21 protein-coding genes and 1 pseudogene are annotated in these 19,597 nt (G+C 60.4%); 2 read left to right on the plus strand and 20 right to left on the minus strand.

From position 1 onward, the window contains the following. Both AC1DXW_RS25810 and AC1DXW_RS25815 read right to left on the minus strand, forming a co-directional pair. The coding region (locus AC1DXW_RS25810; RefSeq protein ID WP_477760636.1) for a YfeK family protein at window positions 1-336 on the minus strand (336 nt) is incomplete at its 3' end. A gap of 100 nt (window positions 337-436) precedes the next feature. Then, window positions 437-592 carry a hypothetical protein gene (locus tag AC1DXW_RS25815; RefSeq protein WP_477760627.1) on the minus strand — a complete coding sequence of 52 codons (156 nt, stop codon included), beginning with the start codon at window positions 590-592 and terminating at the stop codon, window positions 437-439. A gap of 278 nt (window positions 593-870) precedes the next feature. Between AC1DXW_RS25815 and AC1DXW_RS25820 the strand changes: the two genes are divergently transcribed. Continuing rightward, window positions 871-2,922, plus strand: a complete 2,052-nt coding sequence (locus tag AC1DXW_RS25820; RefSeq protein WP_477754935.1) for a bifunctional DedA family/phosphatase PAP2 family protein — start codon at window positions 871-873, stop codon at window positions 2,920-2,922. Window positions 2,923-3,414: 492 nt separating this feature from the next. Then, window positions 3,415-3,800: pseudogene (locus tag AC1DXW_RS25825) on the plus strand (chemotaxis protein); the annotation flags it as partial. Between the two features lie 681 nt (window positions 3,801-4,481). Here the strand turns inward: AC1DXW_RS25825 and AC1DXW_RS25830 are convergent. From AC1DXW_RS25830 to AC1DXW_RS25915, 18 genes are all read right to left on the minus strand, one after another. After that, window positions 4,482-5,276, minus strand: a complete 795-nt coding sequence (locus tag AC1DXW_RS25830) for a DNA adenine methylase (protein ID WP_477754934.1) — start codon at window positions 5,274-5,276, stop codon at window positions 4,482-4,484. Window positions 5,277-5,478: 202 nt separating this feature from the next. Beyond that, window positions 5,479-6,513: a phage late control D family protein gene (locus AC1DXW_RS25835; protein WP_477754933.1), complete on the minus strand. Its 1,035-nt coding sequence runs from the start codon at window positions 6,511-6,513 to the stop codon at window positions 5,479-5,481. Between the two features lie 82 nt (window positions 6,514-6,595). Continuing rightward, window positions 6,596-6,802 (minus strand): tail protein X, encoded by a 207-nt coding sequence (locus tag AC1DXW_RS25840; protein WP_477754932.1) that lies wholly within the window; start codon window positions 6,800-6,802, stop codon window positions 6,596-6,598. Beyond that, a complete protein-coding gene (locus AC1DXW_RS25845; RefSeq protein WP_477754931.1) occupies window positions 6,777-7,634 on the minus strand; it encodes a phage tail protein in 858 nt (285 codons plus the stop codon). Before AC1DXW_RS25845 ends, AC1DXW_RS25840 begins: the two co-directional genes overlap by 26 nt. Before the next feature lie 9 nt (window positions 7,635-7,643). Beyond that, window positions 7,644-9,992 carry a phage tail tape measure protein gene (locus tag AC1DXW_RS25850; protein WP_477754930.1) on the minus strand — a complete coding sequence of 783 codons (2,349 nt, stop codon included), beginning with the start codon at window positions 9,990-9,992 and terminating at the stop codon, window positions 7,644-7,646. A gap of 142 nt (window positions 9,993-10,134) precedes the next feature. Then, window positions 10,135-10,443, minus strand: a complete 309-nt coding sequence (locus AC1DXW_RS25855) for a phage tail assembly protein (RefSeq protein ID WP_477754929.1) — start codon at window positions 10,441-10,443, stop codon at window positions 10,135-10,137. Window positions 10,444-10,454: 11 nt separating this feature from the next. Next, window positions 10,455-10,958: a phage major tail tube protein gene (locus tag AC1DXW_RS25860; protein WP_104449518.1), complete on the minus strand. Its 504-nt coding sequence runs from the start codon at window positions 10,956-10,958 to the stop codon at window positions 10,455-10,457. Between the two features lie 12 nt (window positions 10,959-10,970). Beyond that, entirely contained in the window at window positions 10,971-12,134 is a 1,164-nt protein-coding gene (locus AC1DXW_RS25865; RefSeq protein WP_477754927.1) for a phage tail sheath subtilisin-like domain-containing protein, read from the minus strand. A gap of 102 nt (window positions 12,135-12,236) precedes the next feature. Continuing rightward, window positions 12,237-12,824 carry a hypothetical protein gene (locus AC1DXW_RS25870; protein ID WP_477754926.1) on the minus strand — a complete coding sequence of 196 codons (588 nt, stop codon included), beginning with the start codon at window positions 12,822-12,824 and terminating at the stop codon, window positions 12,237-12,239. Then, window positions 12,824-15,466: a phage tail-collar fiber domain-containing protein gene (locus AC1DXW_RS25875; protein ID WP_477760628.1), complete on the minus strand. Its 2,643-nt coding sequence runs from the start codon at window positions 15,464-15,466 to the stop codon at window positions 12,824-12,826. The genes AC1DXW_RS25870 and AC1DXW_RS25875 overlap by 1 nt, the downstream gene beginning before the upstream one ends. Then, window positions 15,459-16,070: a phage tail protein I gene (locus AC1DXW_RS25880; protein WP_477755905.1), complete on the minus strand. Its 612-nt coding sequence runs from the start codon at window positions 16,068-16,070 to the stop codon at window positions 15,459-15,461. The genes AC1DXW_RS25875 and AC1DXW_RS25880 overlap by 8 nt, the downstream gene beginning before the upstream one ends. Window position 16,071: 1 nt before the next feature. Beyond that, window positions 16,072-16,950: a baseplate assembly protein gene (locus AC1DXW_RS25885; protein WP_477755906.1), complete on the minus strand. Its 879-nt coding sequence runs from the start codon at window positions 16,948-16,950 to the stop codon at window positions 16,072-16,074. Continuing rightward, entirely contained in the window at window positions 16,947-17,273 is a 327-nt protein-coding gene (locus tag AC1DXW_RS25890) for a GPW/gp25 family protein (protein WP_043302559.1), read from the minus strand. Before AC1DXW_RS25890 ends, AC1DXW_RS25885 begins: the two co-directional genes overlap by 4 nt. Before the next feature lie 13 nt (window positions 17,274-17,286). Beyond that, window positions 17,287-17,508 (minus strand): hypothetical protein, encoded by a 222-nt coding sequence (locus AC1DXW_RS25895; protein WP_477755907.1) that lies wholly within the window; start codon window positions 17,506-17,508, stop codon window positions 17,287-17,289. Window positions 17,509-17,565: 57 nt separating this feature from the next. Next, complete coding sequence (locus tag AC1DXW_RS25900; RefSeq protein ID WP_115947893.1) at window positions 17,566-18,126, minus strand: phage baseplate assembly protein V; 561 nt, start codon at window positions 18,124-18,126, stop codon at window positions 17,566-17,568. Then, on the minus strand, window positions 18,093-18,656 hold the full coding sequence (locus AC1DXW_RS25905; RefSeq protein WP_115947969.1) for a hypothetical protein: 564 nt from the start codon (window positions 18,654-18,656) through the stop codon (window positions 18,093-18,095). Before AC1DXW_RS25905 ends, AC1DXW_RS25900 begins: the two co-directional genes overlap by 34 nt. Then, on the minus strand, window positions 18,649-19,284 hold the full coding sequence (locus AC1DXW_RS25910) for a hypothetical protein (protein ID WP_477760629.1): 636 nt from the start codon (window positions 19,282-19,284) through the stop codon (window positions 18,649-18,651). Before AC1DXW_RS25910 ends, AC1DXW_RS25905 begins: the two co-directional genes overlap by 8 nt. Next, window positions 19,281-19,595, minus strand: a complete 315-nt coding sequence (locus tag AC1DXW_RS25915; protein WP_477755909.1) for a head-tail joining protein — start codon at window positions 19,593-19,595, stop codon at window positions 19,281-19,283. The genes AC1DXW_RS25910 and AC1DXW_RS25915 overlap by 4 nt, the downstream gene beginning before the upstream one ends. Between the last annotated feature and the right edge of the window lie 2 nt (window positions 19,596-19,597).

Here is a 19,597-nt window from a genome sequence, read left to right on the forward strand (position 1 = left end):
CCTCTGTAGTTCCCTCTTCAGCCAGGTGCGTGCCGGTTGTGCGCCTTCTGGACATCGCACCTCATAGGCACGGCCACTCATACTGCTTCTAGTGGCAGCAAGATCGATGAAGTCTTCTGCGCTGTTCACCATACTCTTGCCTTCGAGATAATTCAGCTTCTTCTCCAGATGCGCCCGAGCCCGGGGACCTGGGAATTCGTCCCCGTTACGCACAAACTGACATTCACTATGCTCGACAAAGTCCAGCAAGCCCTTTATCTCTTGAGTGGCTTGAGGTGTGGCTTGAGCCTGCACATGGGTTACGATTGAGATAAGGCTGATACTAGCTGCCACCATCAATTGGCTGATGGGCCTGGTCGCCACTCCTATCCTCATCTGCATGATTCATCCTCGCCCTGAAAATGGAATGAATGTAGCTACCTCAAACAGCTACTACCTATTGTGCCAAGGGCTTTACGAAACTCTTCGCCGATGTGTTTTTGTTGCTGCGCTGACAAGTCACGTGCGCGTGGTGCATCGCAAAACCAAAAAATACGATGAACGTCAGTAACATCAGTTCGAGCCCGAACCCGGTCCAGAATGAATCGTCCATGCTACGTAGTCCTGATGATAGTCCTTGGGTTGTACTGCCTGTAAACGTCTAATGAAATCGAAGGGCCCACTGCTATCGTTATCTTGGGTGGGTTAGTGACCTTGACCGCACTCAACCTATTGGTGTTACCGACCCTGGCGTTGCACTTTGAATTTTTTGAAAGGCGTGCCGAAGAGTTCACCACTGACGTGGCTCCTGCTTCATAACAGTGGTGCGACTTATCGGGAAGACACGCACATTGATCTCCTCCTCACCGACATTGCATAGGCTGCCAGCGAATGATGACGTCCCTGGTCTCATCGATCATCGAGTTCCTCACGGTGAATCCGCATGTTGCCTATCTGGCGGTGTTTCTTCTGGCACTTTCCGAGTCAATCCCGATTATCGGTGCCGTCGTTCCTGGCACAGCCGTGATCCTCGCGCTCAGTGCCTTGGTGCCGAGCGGCATATTATTGCTCTGGCCGTTGCTCGTCGCCGCCACGTTAGGTGCCATTGCGGGTGATGGTCTTTCGTTCTGGCTCGGACATCGATATCACCGCGAGATTCTTGGCTTCTGGCCTTTGAACCGCCACCCTGAACTGATTCAGAGCAGCGAGACATTTTTCGAACGTCACGGCTCCAAGAGTGTGTTTCTCGCGCGCTTCGTACCAGGCGTCCGCGCCTTCATTCCGCTACTCGCCGGAATGATGGGAATGGCAGTTAGTCGATTCTATGCTGTCAATGTCGCCTCGGCGCTCGCTTGGGCTTCGTCGCATATCCTGTCAGGTGTTCTCGCAGGCGCGACGTTCAGCATTCTCGGAGCGGCTGCAAAGCCGCTTGCGATCCTGCTGGTAGTTCTATTCGCGGCCGGCTGGGCACTCCTGCATATCGTGCGCTGGACATTGCGTCGCGGTGTCCCTTACTTCATCGACGCACTTGGGCGGATGCGGTACTGGGCAGGCACCCACAACACATGGTTGAGCCGCAGTGTCACCCATTTACTCGATCCTTCACGGCCCGAAGCACGGACTCTCACATTGTCGGCAGTGCTTCTCGTCGGTGCAGCCTGGCTCTTCTTCGGCATCCTTGAAGATGTCGTCAGCGGTGACCCATTACTGCTCGCAGACAGCGCGATATACCACGCTCTTCAGGATCTTCGTACAGCGCCAGGTGATGCAGTGATGATCGCCATTACAGAACTCGGCGACACCCAGGTCGTGATGGCGGTCACGATGGTTGTCTTACTGTGGCTCATGTGGAAACGCGCCTGGCGTACAGCGACCTATTGGCTGGTTGCGATTACCGGCGCTTCGACGCTCAACACGGTCATCAAAGTAGCGTTGCATCGAGCTCGCCCCGGTGAACTTCTCTACTCTGGGTGGAGTGCGTTTTCCTTCCCAAGCGGCCATAGCACGGTCAATGTCGTGCTCTACGGTTTCCTTGCTTTTCTCATCGCGCGTGAGATCCGCCCGGCATGGCGCCTCGTGGTCACTCTCGGCGCAGCAACCCTGATATTTCTGATTGCCTTCTCGCGTCTCTACCTCGGTGCGCATTGGTTTTCCGACGTGCTCGGGGGGATGGCATTCGGCTCGGCGTGGCTGGCACTGCTCGGCCTGTCCTACCTGAGGCGCCAAACCGGACGCATTGAGTCTATAGGCCTACTCGCCGCCGGATGTTTAGCACTGATTCTCGCCGGAGGACTCAATATCTATCGTAGCCATGCGACAGACAGCGATCGCTATGCCATCAAGATAGGAACTCCGTCCATGACCGCCACGGATTGGTGGGCGTCGGGTTGGGAACAACTGCCGGCACGGCGTATAGATCTGACTGGCGAGACGAATGAGCCGCTGACGTTCCAGTGGGCCGGTGGCCTGCTGGAGTTGCAGGATGTCCTGCAGCGTAACGGGTGGCGGGACTCAGCGGCCTGGACACCGTTGAGTGCCCTGAATTGGCTCTCCATCCAGACCGACTCGGCAGCTCTTCCGGTTACTCCACTTTTCGCCAGTGGTCGCCTCCCCAGTCTGACGCTCATTCGACCGAATAGTGGTGGCGCACTTACCAGCTCGCGCCTCGTGCTTCGAGTCTGGGTCGTCGATTTCGAGCTAACGAACGGGCGTACTTCAGCGCTGTGGATGGGCTCAGTTGTGGAGGAGCGCTTCTATCATCCCCTATCCCTCGTCACGTTAACGTCGACACAGCCCGATGTGAACGCCCCACGGGGCACTCTCGCTGCCGCTTTTGACAACGGGCGGCTCCTACCTCGACCCGAAGGAACGGCAAATGGGGATTGGGATGGCAATGTCCTGTTAGCTCGACACGGCAAGACACATAAAACAATGTCCAACTGATCGCGGCGAATGCTTGGCGATGAGGTACACCGCCGAGTTTTTTAGAATCTTGGAATAGTCAGGCGCCAGCGCTCTGTTCTGAGTTGCGCCTAGACGGGAAATCTCCTGCGCTCCAACTCCTGAATCATCACCTCAAGATCGCGAGCCGGCGTGGTTAGTCTTCCAACTTCAGCCGCAGCAAAATTCAAAGCCGCTACCCCGTTCAAAGCGTGCATTGGTCGGAGTAGGCTCCACTCCCTTGCATTTCCCGCTGTCGTTCCTCCTTGTTTAAATCCATAGCCCTTTGGCGCTTTGCCGGTTTCGCAGGAGTCGTGGCGGCTAATCAGTTGCAGAGCACCATAGACGGCTACGGTTAATTGAGGCCCGCCAAGGCCTTGGCGCAGCCCTTCACGACGGGCAGAAATCGCCATATACGGACGTTGACCTGGGTTTGCTTTCGACCATCAGCATTCATTCAACATGCCTGGCAAATCAGGGACGCTTCAGTGGGAGGGTTACGAGTCGATTCGCTCGGTGCCCAGTCGCGATCAGGTCCGTTGGGCATCAGCACTCTATGCACGGATGCTCGTCGGCAAGCCGATAGTCGCGTTGAGTTCACGGATTTTCCGGCCACTGAAACACGGCCGGCCATTACTGATGGCAGGTGGAGTTTCATTGCTCGCTGAGCAGTGGCCACCAACAGCGGCAGCTCAAGGGATCCTGATGGTGAGCCTGTGTATTGCCTGGTACCTGATCGAGCCCCGACAGCGCAAAGCCATTGGGCGCACCCTGGCCGAGCATCTAAAAGCATTTCCGATCCGTTGGTGGCGCTCACCTTTAGCGGCAACCACGGCCCCCAGGGGCGACTAGATATGGGCATGCTCAGTGAGAAAGCCCAATCAACAGATCACACGTATCGCTCAACTCTGTGATCATAGTGCCGGACAGGCCAGGCGCGGCAATCAGCCAGGATCTCGAAGCCATGGCCGATTACCTGCACAGCCTGGTCGCGCGCTTTAGCCGATAGCCTCTGGATCGCTCCTGCTGCAAGGGTAACGGAACGGAAACGCGAACGAGGGTGTCAGCTGTTTATACACCCCTGTTTCTTCCCTCAATCCAAATGAAGCGGTGAAGTCATGAACAATATTATCTACCTCGTTGGCGCCGTCGTGATCGTCCTGTTTATCCTGTCGTTTGTCGGCATAGTCTGATTCAGCCAGCCGTGGTCAAAACAGATTGAGAGGGTGCGTTTGCCATGAACACCCCTCAAACGGCTGCGGTGTTCAGTCCCCCCGTCACTGCGACTGAATCCAATCAAGGAAACGCCGGATCGGCTGCTCCTCGCCCCTGCGTTGAACATGCGCGAGATACCATCCTCCGGCCTGCATGACGTCTGTATGCATGGGTATGACCAGGCTGCCCGAACGAAGATCGGAGGTTGCTGGACAGACGCTGGCATCAGGCAGTGCCTGTGCTTCTTTGCCATTTCAATTGAGGGGCTGAAGCGCGAAAAAAGGCCGAGTTGCGGCAGTCGCTTGTCTTGCGACTGACCGCTTCACGCCCTGAGGAAATCAGTCACCTTAGAACAGCCCTCCAAGTGCTACTGGCTCCCAGTTCATGATCACCAGTTCACCGCTGATCTCGACCTTAGCCTGGCGTTGGTTGGTCGTGGTGTAGCGAATATCCAGCGTTTCAAAGTGAAAGCCCTCGAACACCCGGCGGATGTCCGGGTGGTCGTTGATGCTGACCATTACCCTACCCTTGCAGCGGCGCATGAAGTCCGCCATGCGCTCATAATTCTCGAACGGAAAGTCCACCCCATACCCTGCGGTCTGCCAGTACGGTGGGTCCATGTAGTGGAAGGTATGGGCCCGGTCGTAGCGTTCGGCGCACTCCAACCAAGGCAGATGCTCGACATAGGTGCCGGACAAACGCTGCCAGGCGGCTGAGAGATTTTCCTCGATTCGCAGCAGGTTGATTGACGGGGTGGTGGTGGCAGTGCCGAACGTCTGCCCGGACACCTTGCCGGCGAAGGCATGGTGTTGTAGGTAAAAGAATCGGGCGGCGCGTTGGATGTCGGTGAGGGTTTCGACGCGGGTCATCTTCTGCCACTCGAACACCTGGCGTGAGCTGAGCGCCCACTTGAACTGGCGCACGAACTCCTCGAGGTGATTCTGCACCACGCGGTACAACGTCACCAAGTCGCCATTGATGTCGTTGAGCACTTCAACCGGCGCCGCCTGGGGTCGCATAAAGTACAGCGCGGCGCCGCCGGCAAAGACTTCGACGTAGCATTCGTGAGGTGGAAACAGCGGAATAAGGCGATCGGCCAGGCGGCGTTTGCCGCCCATCCAAGGGATGATGGGTGAAGACATAGATAGCAAGACCTTTACTGTATAAATAAACAGGTGCTAGGCTCGCTCTGCTTTGTGCACAGAGCAGGAGCCTTGGCGGGACTTGCAGGGACAATCTGCGGGGACGGTGGCCAGCCTGGATGTTGACGCATCCAAACTGGCCGCTCCTTTTATTTCGGGGTTTAAACCTCTTCGACCTGTGACTGATCACGCGTCCGAGTAATCAACCTGGCACTTCAAGCACGACTTTCTGCGGCTTTCCTGACGCCTTGGCCTTGCCCTCCTTGCCGCCATTACACTCCACCGACACTGTCCACCCGGACGGGGTGAAGGTGTGATCCACCGACTCCACCAAGTATTCACCATCGAGCCCGCGCTTGAAGCCTTGCGCCTGGACCATGATTTCTGCAAACAGGTCGGTCCGGCCCGGCAGGTCGAGGCGCACCGAGGCGGTCGAACGATTGAACGCTGCCAGACGGGCCTTGGCGGCCTCATCGGCTGCCGTGCGGTCTGGGTAGAGATGGCGGTCGGTGTGCACCGGCGGTAGACCTTCGGGCACGTTGGGATTGTCCAGGTGCGAGACCAACAGTTCGCCGCTGGCCGGGTCCTGGTACTGGGTGCTGACCCCTTGATGGGCGCTGCGGTCGCTCAAGCGAAATTGCCAACGGGTCACGTCACTGCGCTGCAGGGTGATGACACTCAAGGCCCGGCCGCTCGCACTCTGCCCACCTTGGCGCGGCAAGACCAGCAGCTTGCCGTCGGCCACCTTGGCGGTGCAGTCGTGCTTCTTGGCCACCCGGGTGATGAAATTGAAGTCCGACTCATTCAGCTGGTCCATGCGCGGCACCCGGGTATCGACCGGGCACGACGGCTGCCAGCCATTACGCGCGGCGATATCGCCAACGATCTGCGCCAGGCTCACGTCCTCCCAGCTGCCACTGCGCGTGGTTTTGCCGCTGCCGCGCATGTCGCTGGCCTTGCCGCTGATCACCAGCGTATCCGGTGGGCCGGAGACCGCCACTTCATCCACGGTGTAGCGGCCCATGCGCGTCAGGTCGGCGCCGGCATACCCCAGGTAGACCTCGATACTCGCGCCACGCACGGGCAGCGACACCGCGCCGTCACGGTCATCAATGCGCAGCTCAAACGAATCCGAGGCCATCCCAGGCCGGTCGGAAAGCTGTAGCGACACCAGACGATCATTGATCAGGCTGGAGATGTCGGCACCGTCGGCCACGATGCGAAAATTAGGCGTCATGGATTTTTTCCAAAAAAAATCCCGCACAAGGCGGGCAAGAAAGTAAGGAGTTTTAAACGATGAGCGACACGAGTGTAGTCCATCAATCCCACAACGAAATGACGCTGTCCGGCTCCACCACCAGGTCCGGCAGCGTGATCAGCACGCCGGCCCGGAATGGCTGCGGCTCATCGGCCAGGCCCTGATTGGCGGCCAGCACCACCTCGACGCTGCGGTTCAGGTGGCCGTAATAGTGGTGACACAGGGTGTCGAGCAGATCCCCGTCAGCTGTTCTGCAGGTCATCGCCATAACGGACAAACTCCAATGAAAAGCCCTGCTTGCGCGGGATCGCCCCGGGCAGTAAGGCGCTTTGCTCTTCTTCAATATTGGTCAAACACCAGTTGCCCAACACCTCGCCATAACCGGTAGTCAGGTTCAGTGGCAGTAACTTGGCGCCGATGCTGCGCAGCATATCCAACTGCTTCAGCCCGCCTTTGAAGCTCGGGTAGATCGCGCCCTTGATGGTGATTTTTTCCTCCCCCAGGCCCACCGCCTGCTGCGCCGGACGCCGGGTCAGGCGCTCCTGCGCGGCCCAGCGAAACGACGTCTGCCGCCGGAGTTCGTCAAACGCGGCGGTGTCCAGGTTGAAGTAATACGGCCGTTCATTGGCCTTGAGCGGGTAGAGAATCAGCAGGTGTGGGAACGGCTTCACCGCGTCGGGAATCGGCGTCATGTCGCCGGCAAACCATTCCGTCGGGAAAATGTTGCCCAACGCGGCATTGGCCTTGCCGGCCACCTTGTTGAACGCCGCGCCAAACCGGCCAATCTGATCGGTCAGGGCGGAAAAGTGCTCTTCAAACTGCGCCAGCGCGCGCTGGGTCTGATTGTAGTAGCTGGCGACCTTGCCGATCTTGGCCTGCGCCGAGTTGATTGCACTTTGCAAACGCCGGGTCTTGTCACTGAGGTCTTCGCTGATAAAAGGCAGAGCTTCCAGCGCATCGGCCGCCCCGCTGATTTCATTCAGCGCGCCATTCATGGGTCCGGTCATGGACTCCAGGTCAGTGCGCCCGGCCTCCCCCGCGTCGACCATGTACTTCAGCCCGCCCTGCAGGTGCTGCAGGTAGTTTTTTTCATCCGCCATAACACTTCCTTAGCCCACATGGGGCGCATCAAACAACTGGCGATCACGCGCCTCCCGGGCGAAGTCGTCAAACTGACGGCGCAGGTACGGCATCAATTCCTGGACCAACTGCGCCGGGTCCTTCACATCGCCGTGCACCTGAAACACCGGGGCCGGGGCGAAGGTAAATTGCTGATCGACCTTCGGCCATTCGGGCGTCTTTGCTGTTGCGGTCGACATCAATGCCGCTGCCGTGACCGGAGCCGCGGGGGCGCTGTCCATCGAACGCACGACATCACCCAAACCTTGGCGTGCAGCCACGGGAAAGATGCCGAGCGGCACTTTTGCAGGCGGCGTGTCCCGCTCGCCGAACAAGGCCTTGCCCATGGTCGCGCCCACATCACCGCCTCCCCACGCGCCGAGCGCGCCACCGATCATTCCTCCTATCGCGGTTCCGAGCAGCGGAATGAACGACCCGATGGCCGCCCCGACCGCTGCACCCGCCAAGCCACCGGCTAGGCCACCTGCCGCCTCACCGTAGCCTTCGGCCTTCTCATCGCGCGTGGTGGCGTTCTGGTAAGTGTCCACCAACTGATAGCCGGCAGCGGCCACCGCCAGCGCCCCGCCCACTTTCATGCCACGGGGCATCCGACTTGCAGGGCCTTTGCCCTTTCCGCCCTTCCCGTCTTTGCTGTGATCCAGCCCGTCGTCATCGCGGTCATTCGCGTTGGTCACGAATACCCGCTGGACGATGTTGGACCGGTCGCCGGCCGAACCACGGGCGATGTTCACCAACCCCCGCCCGATCTTCAGCGCGGCCCAGGCCTTGCCCAGCACCAGCGCTCCGGCAGTGAGTGCAGCCAGGCCCAGCACCGCTTTGGGCGTTTCCTCGGACAAGGCGGTCAAGCCACGCGCCGCCACGCCAATGCCGGTGGCCAGCGCATCCGTCGCCGGACGCAGGGCATCCCCGATGGCTCGCAGCGAATCGTTGAACGCCTGACCGGTTTCGGCCCAGCGCTGTGACGAGGCTTCGCGCCGCTCGCTCAGGTTTTTGTCGAGAATGTCCTTGCGCTGGCCGTTGGGGTCCGAGGCGTCCCTTTTCAGGTCTGCATAGAGTTTCTTGTTCTGGGTGTACGCCATAAGTGCGGTCTTGACCTGCATGTCGGCAAACAGATCGCCGGTACGCAAAGTCGCGGCTAAAGCATCGGCCATCGCTTGCGCCTTGGCCGGGTCCGTCTCCTGGCTGATCTGGGTCAGCCCCTGATTCAGCTGCTTGGCCTTTTTCGGGTCGGTCTTTTCCACATACCGGCGAGCCAGTTCAAAACTGGCTTCAAAGGTCGACAGCCCCTTGCCAATGGCGGCGTTCATCGAACCCTGATAATCGATCCCGGCATCGGCGTAACCTTTGACCGTCTCCCCCGAGCCGATTTTCGCGACCCAGTTTTTCAGATTGTTCGCCGCCTCATCGGCGCTGCCGGCGCTCTTGATCTGCACCTGCAACATGGCGCCCAGCTGGGTCACCGCCTCCTGACCGCTGATGCCGCTGCTGGCCATCTGCGCCAACAGTTCCGGAAACCACTTGGCCATGTCGGCGGCCTCGAAGCTGCCTTGCTGGCCCAGCAAGGCGACCGACGCCAAGGCCTGTTCCATTTTTTTCGGGTCGGTGATCTTGGCGTTGTTCTGCATCGCCAGAATCATTTTCGCCGTGTCGGTGCCTGACGCGCCCTGCCCGACCGCAAACTTGGCGGCCACCGGGGCGTACTTCAGCGCTTCGGTCAGATCCATGCCGCCACCGACCAACTGATTCACCAGGTCCGCCACTTGGGTATTGGCCATGCCAGTGTCTTTTGAGGTCTGGACGATGTCGCGGGCGGTGTCTACTTCCTGCTGGGTGTTGGCGGCACCGGACTTGATCGCGATGTCCCGGATGATTGCCTGAAAATCCGCGCTGACCTTGGTCGGTACCGCGGCCAACGTGGTACCGGCCACCACCGTGCCAAACCCGCTGCGCAGGCTCTCCCGCCCCTCTTCGATCTGCCCCATGCCTTTGGCTTTGAACTCGGCACTGCGCACCACCTTGCCCAGCGCCAGGTACTCCTGACGTAGGCGCCCGACTTCGACACCCTGCTTGCGCAAGCTGGTGGTGTTGGTTTCCAGTTTGCGCAGCAAGGCGTCGGCATTGGCCGCCCCGCTGTCGTGGGCTTTTTTCCACTCATCGCGCAGACGCATGGTCTCGCCAATGACTTTCTGCAAGCCCTTGGCGCGGGTGGTTTGCGCCTCAAGCTTTTTCATTTCGCCGCTGACATTCTTGAAGGCGGCGCCCAGGGAGGAATCGACGGCGCCGCCAATCACCAGCCCGAGCGAGAGTTTGTTCGCCATGCAGGGTACCTGTATGCAACGGGGATGGGCTCAGTCCGTGAGCCACCAGACCATCTCGGAAAACGACAGCCCCAGGATCTCGGTCGCCGAAAAATTCAGCTCGACGGCCAAGCGTTTGGCCAGGGCCTTTTGCAATCGGGGGTTAAATCCCGTCGTCTGCTCCCAGACGAAAATAGGCGGTCTGCAAACGACGGTAATCGCGCATCAGCAGCCCCTCCAGATCCGCACGGCCGATGCTCGCCAAGCTGCAGAACAAGACCATCTCCTGCTCTTCTTCGTTGCTGCCGCCCTGCAAGGTGGCGGCACGCATCTCACGCACCGTCGGTTCGCGCAGGGACAGTTTGTCGACCTGAATGCCGTTGGCCTGACTCGGCCGAGACAGGGCCACGGTGGCAATACCATCACCCAGTTGCAGCCACTTGGGCAGGACGTTGTCTTTTGCGTTGCTCATGGTGTTGCTCCTTACATGCCCAGGGCAGACCGCACAGCGGCCAATTGGTCGACGCCGTCAATGACGCGGATCGAGTTGAGGGGATCGATTTCAAACATCACACTGCCGTCGATTTCCAGCTTGTAATAGGTCACCGCGACGGCGTACTTGAACTCGCCTTTTTCACCCGGTTTCCAGTCCCCCGGATCGACTTCCTTGAGACTGCCACGCAGGGTGGCGACCACCGCCTTGACCGAACCTTTCTGGCCTTTGAAAGCACCGCGGAACGAGGCGTTGAACGCAGTCAGGTCGGCCTGACCGAAGAACTTCAGCACCTCGCGGCGCACGCCATTGGTAATGAAGCTGGCCTCCAGTTTTTCGGTGCCCATGTCGATCTCTACCGGCGCGTCCATGCCGCCGGCGCGGTACTCGTCGGTCTTGAGGGTCAACTTGGGCAGGGTCAGGCTCGGTACATCGCCTTGCAGGCTGATACCGTCCACGAACAGGTTGGTGTTGTAGAGCACTTCAGGAATCATAAAGCGGTCTCCTTAGGCGGCGGTGTCCAGCACTTCAGTGATCCACTGATCGGTCACCTCCACGCGGAAGTTCGGGTTTTCGGCCGGCGGTACGTCGGTGAACCGAATGTTCCAGTACACCTTGCCGTCGCTGAGTTCGCTGGAAGTGTTCAGCTCTTCGTCGGCATAGACCTCAAAGTTGATGATCGCGCCTTGGTTCTTCAGGTCGCGCATGAACGCCTGCAGGCCTTCGGTCACGTCCTTGACATAGGTCGCGGTGATCGAGCGATCGACCGCCCACTTGTGCGCGTAGAGGATGGCGTCCATGACGATATCCAGCGTGCGCACGCGGGTGACGAACTTCCATTTCGGGTCGCTGGACAGTGTGCGGTTGCCCCACAGCCGGTACCCATCATCACGAATGATCGTGGTGATATTGGCGTTGTTCAGCACGTTGGCCCGGCAGGAGGCATCGCCGTCGAGAAACTCGATCGGCCGCGTGGTGCCGGTGACGCCGACAAACTCCTTGTTCGACGGCGAGGCCCAGAAACCGTAGGTGGCATCGGTCCAGGCAAACAGGCCAGCGGTCCAAGCCGAAGCCGGTGCATTGACCGTGGCACTGGTCCCGGTGTCCCAGAATTGCACGCCCGGGTCGACCATGTAGGCGTGTTTGCTGCCGAAATTTTCGGCATAGGCAATCGCCGCTTCGTCGGTGGTGTTCGGCCCGTCGATGATGGCCATGGCTCGCATCTTGTCACCCAGCGCTACCAGCTCGGTCGCCACCGCCAGCGTCGCCGAGAATTGCGGAGCCACCAACAGTCGCGGCTGGGCGTTAAACTTACTTTTGCCGTTGAGCAACGCCTGCATGCCGGTACGGGTGCCGTCAGCCCACACCCCGCCGATGATTGCCGACAGTTGCTCCGCTTCGTCCTCCAGCACCGGCACACCGACGGCGACAATCACCGCTTTGGACCGCTTGAAAATGGCCTTGCAGTCCTGGGTGATCGCGGCGTCCGGGCCCCAGGCCGCCACCGCTTCGCTTTCGCGGGTGATCAGCAGCAGTTCGTTGGCAGCGGCGGTAGCCGGCGGACCCACGGTGAAGGTGTTGCACAGGCCGATGATCGACGCTGACGGGGTGGCGATGTGCCGGGCGCCGGTGTCCACCAAGGTCACGGTGACGCCGTGAAAAAAACTCATAGAGTGATGCTCCAGAAACGAAAAAGCCCCGCATAAGCGAGGCCGTGGGGATGTGCGGTGACGTGCAGCATGGAAAAGAAAACGCCCCGGCAATGCGGGGCGTCAGGATGTGGTGCGGCTCAGTCCGTCCGGCTTTAACGGCCGTTTATCACTGGCTGGAAAGTCTGGCGAAAGAGGCCAGGCCCGCAGTTCATTGCGGTAGGTGCGCCAAGCCAGCTCCGTGTTGAGCGCGGCCGGGTCAGCATCCAGATGCTTGTCGATCTCTCTGCCCGCCCAATGCAGTTCATTTTCGATCCATGACCGTTCTCGCTGGCTTTGAATCGCCAGATCGCGCGCGGCATCCAGTACCCAAACAAGACCATTCCAGACATAGGCCGCACTCGGTCGCGACATGGTCGTCAGCTCGGCCGGTAACTCGCCAGGCATCGAATGTGTCACCTCGGCACCATCGGTGGTGCGGTAAGCCACGCCTCGGTAGTCGGGCACCACCAGCCACGTGCCATCCCTCCAGACCACCACCTCCCCGTCCCCGGCTTCGGGCGGTTCCTCCAACGTGGCGCCCGCTGGCAGACCGCAGCCACGGCTGACATAGGTTTCGTGTTGGCCGAGGTATTCGGTGGTGGTTTCACTGAACGTGTAAACGTCGATCCAGCCACTCTCATCAAAAAAACCATTCACTAAAGTCGTCATCAATACATCCTGCAGATGTAGTTGTACGCCACGTTACGCATACGGGTTTCCGTACTCACACGGGCGACAGCCGATGGATTGAAAGTTACAGACATGTTGCCCGTTGTACTGACTCGTGGTGCAGCGGGTATATCACTCGTCATGTAACCAGTAGCCGTAAATACGCCGGTCGCGGTATTCACCAACAACATCGAATCATCGTCCTGTAGCCTGAGTTCACCCGTCATGTTTTGCAGCGCGTCGGTCTGAAGACTCAACAAGCCACGCCCAGAGTCGGGGTCAATTCCGCGCCCGCCATCCAAACCACGAATCGACTCGGCGCGCATGTCTGGCAGGAAGCCGCTGGGATACACGGCTGCCAATGCCGGGTACCACTCGACATCGAACGGTTGCCCCCCCATCAAAACGCATTTGTCGGGTGGCGTAGCGGTTGGCCATGGAAACGGCACGCCGACAGGGACGGAAAATATGGAAGCAGGATCAAAATTGCTTTCGGTCCAGATCCCCCCGAAATCCTGCGCATCAACCTGTATTTTTATTTTGCCCGAGGCGTTTTCATAGCCAATGTAGATTTTATTGGTGTCCTGACCTGCTACTCCGCCTTGCTGCACAGGAGTGAAACCCAATGCCGCCTGGTACGCGGCAGGGTCAAAGTTACTCGTGTCCCAACCCGTTACCCACACACTGAATACGAATCCCTCTGGGGTCCGAACACCGCCACGAGTAAGCGTTGTACCGGTGTTATAGCCGATGACTTGTTGCCAGAGGGTGTCTTGACTGACCGCAACCAGCATGGGGGAGAATTGACCGCCCTCTGGAACGTTCGGCCCGGGGTTCACCCGGTAAATGCCCGCGGTGGTGATTGTGTCTAAATCGGTGCCTTCTGGAAGGACAATCCCCCCTTGGCCCCAGCCATAAGCACCCGTGAGCAATACACGGCCTGCTGAGTCATCTTGGGGAGAGGTTTGTTTAACCAGATTGCTGGAATCCCACAGGCTCTGCCAGTCGCCCCAGGTTCCGGTTGCAAAGTCCCCGGTTCGGTAACGGTAGGCGCTCGCGCTGTTCGCCACCCGCGCCTCTTGATAGGCCAGGTTGCCGAACGATCGTTCAATGTGAACCACCAGCCCATGATCACTACCGGAGATGTTCGGACGGTTCAGGGTGTCGGCCGTATAGGTATAGGTGCCACCGACCTGCGCGGCGTTGAAGTCATTGCCCGGTAAATTGGGGGCTACTCCTCCGACGCCAAATGCACCATTGAGCAATACGCGCCCTGCGCCAGCATCGGTGGTGTTCGTTTGTTTAATCAACGAACCACTGTCCCACTGCGTTTTCCAGGCCGACCAGGTCGAGCCGGAACCGCTGCCACCGCGTGTGAACAACACCCCGGTGTTGTATTGCACGACCAGTTGCAGCGTCACGTCCCGCCCATTGCCGACGATCAACGCGGAGTTGGTGCCGCCCGATGGCCCGTTTTCCGGCGTGCCTTCGAGGCGATAAAAACCGCTGGTTCGGATGGTGTTGAGATCAGTACCGTCCGGCAGGCTGATACCCGCCCCGCCCAAGCCAAAGGCGCCCACTTTCATCAGCGCATCCACCGTGGCATCGTCCAGATCGGATTGCACGTCCGCCGTCGCGGCGGTTCCCAGCCCAAGGTTGTCGCGAGCCTCAGCCACATCCTCGACATCGGCGAGATTTTCACTCACTGCCAGGGCATCGGTGATGCCGTAGCCGTCGAGGGTGGTCGGGTTAGTGCCAGCGATCACACGCCCAAGGGCATCGATGGTGACACTGCGAAACGTGCCCACACCGCCCCCACTGCCGCCCGCGATCATTTCGAATTGCAAACCGGTGGTGCCCAGGGTGATCGGCGCATCGGTGACCAACTGCCAGAGGCTGTCACCGTTGGTCGTGCCCTGCTCGACGTGGATAAACAGCCCCGGGGTGACTTCCAGGCTGTTGTCGGCATCGGCGGCCCGCGTCCAGCCGTCGGCGCTGACGACATAGACACCGTTGTTCTGGGTCTCTGCCTGGGCGGTCACCAGCACGCGATCACCGGCAGCCACGGCCACGTCATCGATGGTCTGCACGTTGTTCAGGGTGATGGCGACCGTGGCCGCCACCCGCGCTGACTGTTTGTGATCCAGCTTGGCCAGCGCCTCACTGATAGCCAGGTCGACATATTCACGCGTGGCCAGCACCACGGCCGGGTCGATCTTCAGCACGATGTTCGCCGAGCTGCTGACGATGAAGTTCATGCGTACGACCTGGGTCTTGCCACTGCCCTGGTCCAGCAACGGTTTGTAGCTCGGCGCGCAGTTGGCCACCGCCACCAGGTCGCCGTCGACATCGTACAGGCCGATCTCGCGAATCCATTCACCGCCGACTTCCGGCGGGATGATCTGCTCGGTGATGACGGTGTTGGGGTTGGCCGGATCGACGCGGATCTGGTTGATCGGCGCCCGGCGCCATTCGTTGATCAACTGGGTCTGCAGGCGATCGGGAATCGGGTCGGTGCCGTTGGCATCGCCCAAGCCCATCTCGGTGAACATCCAGTCCAGCCCCATGGCGATGGCATTGGCGTGCTTGGCCTCACCGACCGCCGTGAGAATGGCAAAAAACTGACTGGTTTTATCAATCATAGGGATAAACGTCCAAAGTATCGGTTTCATCGACGCAGAGCGCCGGGCCAAAAGAGCCGGTCACGTCGATGTCTTGCGCGGTCGGCGGGTACACGTCGATCTCTTCGCCCTCTTGCACGCACACGGCGATGCCCACCACCCCCTCGGTTTGCAGACTGAGCGCCAGGTTGGTCATGTGCCGGCTGACCGGACGGGCGTCGTCGATCAACCACGCCAGTTCCTCGTACAGTTCCTCGGTGATGCCGGCGTCATTCAGCCCCACCTCCAGGGCGAACGTACCGGGAACGCCTTCCGGCACGGTGTCGAACCATTCCACAACGTCGATCAGGTAGCCCAAAGGCTCGACCACCCGCCGCAATGCACCGATGGTGCCTTTGCGTGCATGCACGTCGTACGCCGAACGGATCGCCGTGCGCTTGGCTTCCTGTGTCCAGTTGTTGTTCCAGCGGTCCACTGACCAGGCCCAGGCGAGGTACGGCAACAAGTGCTCGGGGCAGGTGTCGGCGTTGTACAAACTGCGCAGCGGAATCAGCGTGTTTTCGTAATTGGCCGCTTCCACGGCCAGCTCCAGCGGCGTGCTGTTGAGCGGCAGCTGAGTACTCATGTCAGGCCCCCAGGATCACGCTGTAGCCAGTGCAATACGCCGCCTCAGCCTTGCTCGGCTTGATGTCGGTCCAATCCAGCAACTCAACCCGGGCGATGCCGGGAATGTGCAACTGCGCATCGATCCCCGAGCGCGCCACTTCCAGTCCCAGGCGGCGGCGCGGGTTGATCCACTCGCTAAGGCGTTTCTGGCTTTCGGCCAGGTAGGCTTCGTTTTCGGGCCCCGGTGCCTGCGGGTACAGCACCGCTTCAATGTGGTAGTCGATGACCACAGCGCTCTGCACCGTGAGGCGGTCGGCCACCGGCCGCACGTCTTCGTCGTTGAGGTGCAGCCGGACCTCTTCCAGCAGTTCCGGCGAGGCGGCACCGCTGCCTTCCAGGCTGAGCACTGTGACCACCACCACGGCCGGTGACGGACTTTCCGCCGTGGCATCGGCCACCAGGCCCGAGGCGTTGCGCGCATGGAGGATGTAGCTGTTGCGCGGCCCGGCCGTGGTCAGCCCCTCATATGACAGCTGGACCCGCTCGCGCAGGGCATCGTCCTCTTCGAGCACCTGCGGCGTCGGCGGCACCGTGCTCGGATCTCCGGCCTGAATCACCAGGCGCTGCAGGTTGACGTTGGCGGCCAGATGATCGAGGTCGGCCCGCTCGGCGTGGGCCAACAGCAAGGCCTTGCCCGCGTCGTTGACCCGCGCCCGGTTCTGCAAGGCGCCATATGCGGCCTGCTCGATCAGCTTGAGCACCGGGTCGCTTTCGAGCTCCGCACTCCAGTTGTCGCCCATGCTCAGGCGGAAGGCTTCCAGCTTCTCCTGGTAGACCACTTCAAAGTCGAGGTCTTCAAGCACTTGCGGCGGCGGCAGGGCCGCCAGTTCCATAGTCATGCGGACACCTCCAAAGTCACGTCGCTGCCCAGGTACTGCCCGGTCAGCTCAAAGGTGATACGCCCGTCGAGGATGGCCACGGCGCGCACCCGGCCCAGTTTCAGGCGTGGCTCCCAACGCCCGAGCGTACTGGCCACCTCGGCCTGCACGGCGCTTTTCCAGCCGTCATTGACCGGCAGGTCGACAAAGCGCCGTAGCTTGCTGCCGTACTCCGGGCGCATGCGTCGGCTGCCCAAGGGCGTGGACAAGATGTCCTCGATGGACTGGCGCAGGTGATCGAGTCCGGAAATGAGTTGGCCGGTGCGGCGGTCCAGTCCGATCATCCCGATCATGTGATCAGCCCTCGACCGCGACAAAATCCTTGCGGCCATGCAAATACTCGATCGCGACCGTGTCATCCGAGGCCACCGCGACCCGCCCTTTTTCCACTTTCAAGGTGCGCTCGGCCTCCAGCAGAATCAGCACCCGCGACGTGTACAGCGTGTCGCGAAAGAAGCTCAGCGTGGCCGGCGAGGGCGCTTCGTTGGCGGTCGAGACTTCCTTGGTTTTACTCGTCATGGTTTTTCTCCAGACATGAAAAAGCCCGCGCGCGGCGGGCTGAAGGTGAATGTTCACTCAATGCGAGTGGTTGCTGCTGTTGCCCCCGGCATCCATGATCGTGCCGGCGCCGGTGATGTCGCCGGATACACTCAACGCACCGTCGATGCTCACCTCACCCACCAGGGTGATCTGGCTGGCAGTCACCCGGATTTGCTCCGGCGTCACGTCAAGCTGCGAGCCTCCGACCGTGATGGTTGCGCAGCTGCCGTCGGGTAATGCGATGCTGTAGCTGCCGGCTTGCCAGTCGTAGACCAGCGAGCCGCCATCGTCGAAGTACCAGGCCTCGACGTGATCGCGGTTGTCCGGTGGTGCCCCGGCGTTGCCATACAGCCCCGGGATGAAGGTGCCCATGGCCGGATCACCGCTGGGGCTGAACAGCACGCCCTGCTCCCCCGTGCTCGGTGCACGCCAATGACGTGCCTTACCCGCGGCCAGGCTGTGCCAGCGCACCCAGGCACTGACCCAAGTACCGGCCTTGACCCGCACCCGGCCGGCCATCAGATCAATACCGACCACCACGCAGGGCATCAGCATCGCCGCGATCATCCGGTCATGTTCGGCGCTTGCGTATTCCATGCCAGATCCTCCGGCTGAAAGTAGTGATCTTCATTGCCGGTACCGGTGCAGCCATCGACATTCAGGTACAGGGTGCCCGGGGGCTCGACAGGCCAAAGCCACTCAACCTCGCCGAGGTAGATCTGCTGGGTCCATTCCACCGTCCACACGGTGTAGCCATCCAGTTCGGGTTTGGTCCAGTCCTGACGCGAGGCCACAAACTGCGCCTGTTCGACGTTATCCAGCCCCCAGGTTTGTGCCCGCAACAGAACGGCAAGTTGTGCCGCCAACTGGGCACCAAGTTGCTGATGACGGGCCAACTCGGGCGCAACAATGACCCGCGCTTCAAAGCGCTGGATCAACACGGTTTCACCGGTGCCGATGTCAGGCCCGGGCTCAAACTCAACCGGCTCGAGAAATACCGCCGGCAACGCTATCCGGTCCTGAATGTCCGGACAGGTCGCCACAAACCGCACCGAAGGCAGTGCCTGGCGGATGTGGTCCTCGATGGCGGCGTACAACGCATCCAGCGAAAAGGCAGGATCAGACACGGGTACTCCCCTTCAGGTATTTGTGCAGTTCAAAGTTCATCTCTTGTTTGAACACGACCAGTAGACGCTCGTCGGCCTTGTTGGCCCAGGTGTAAAACGGACCTTCAACTTCTTCGAGCGAGACCTTGGCCTTGGCCAGTGGAAAGCGATTGTCGTTTTCCACGATCCAGCCCGAACTTGTGCCTCCACCCGCGGACGCGCTGCTGCCGGGATAGTCATCCGGGTTGAAATGTTTGCTGGAGGTGCGGATCCAGATGTCCGCCTTGTTGCCATAGACACGCTTGTAAAAGGCGCCCTGGTAGCGCCGCCCCGCCACCGAGACACCGGCCTTACCCTGCCGGGGATTGCCTACCCGGCTGGCCTCCATCGGGTTGGTGCCAAACCAGAGTTTGCCCAACTGCCCTTGGCCTTTGATGGGATAGCTGCGCAGGCGCTGACGCACCGCCCGGACGGCGATCCGCTCCTGTTTACTGACATCGCGCGCCATGTGCGTGGCCAGCCAGCCCAAGGTCTTGTTGATCGCCCGTCGTTGCGCCGCAGCAGCGGCCTTGGGCACCACCTTGGCCAGACTGTCGAAGGCCTGCATGTCCTTGGTCGAGAGTTGCAGCGAAACCGGAACGGCACTCATGCTTTTAACCTCAACGACAAGGCCACCAGACCATCACCCGCCGGTTCCAGGTGAATCAGGGTGTACTCGCCGCCACCGTCCAGGATGGGCAACTCGATCTGCACCGTTTGCGCTTTTTCCACGCCCGCGGCATCGGCCACCCGAATATGAAAGCACGGCTCGCGCAGACCGGTGTTCAAGCGCCCGATCTTGGGTTGCAACCAAGGCGCCGAGAACATGCCCAGCACGCGCCGACCTTCAATGAAGCCAACATCGGCCAGGGTGTCGAACACCACGCTGTCGATCTCCGCGACCAGGTCTCGAAAGGCCATGG

The organism is Pseudomonas sp. P4_C4 (genome assembly GCF_056402055.1).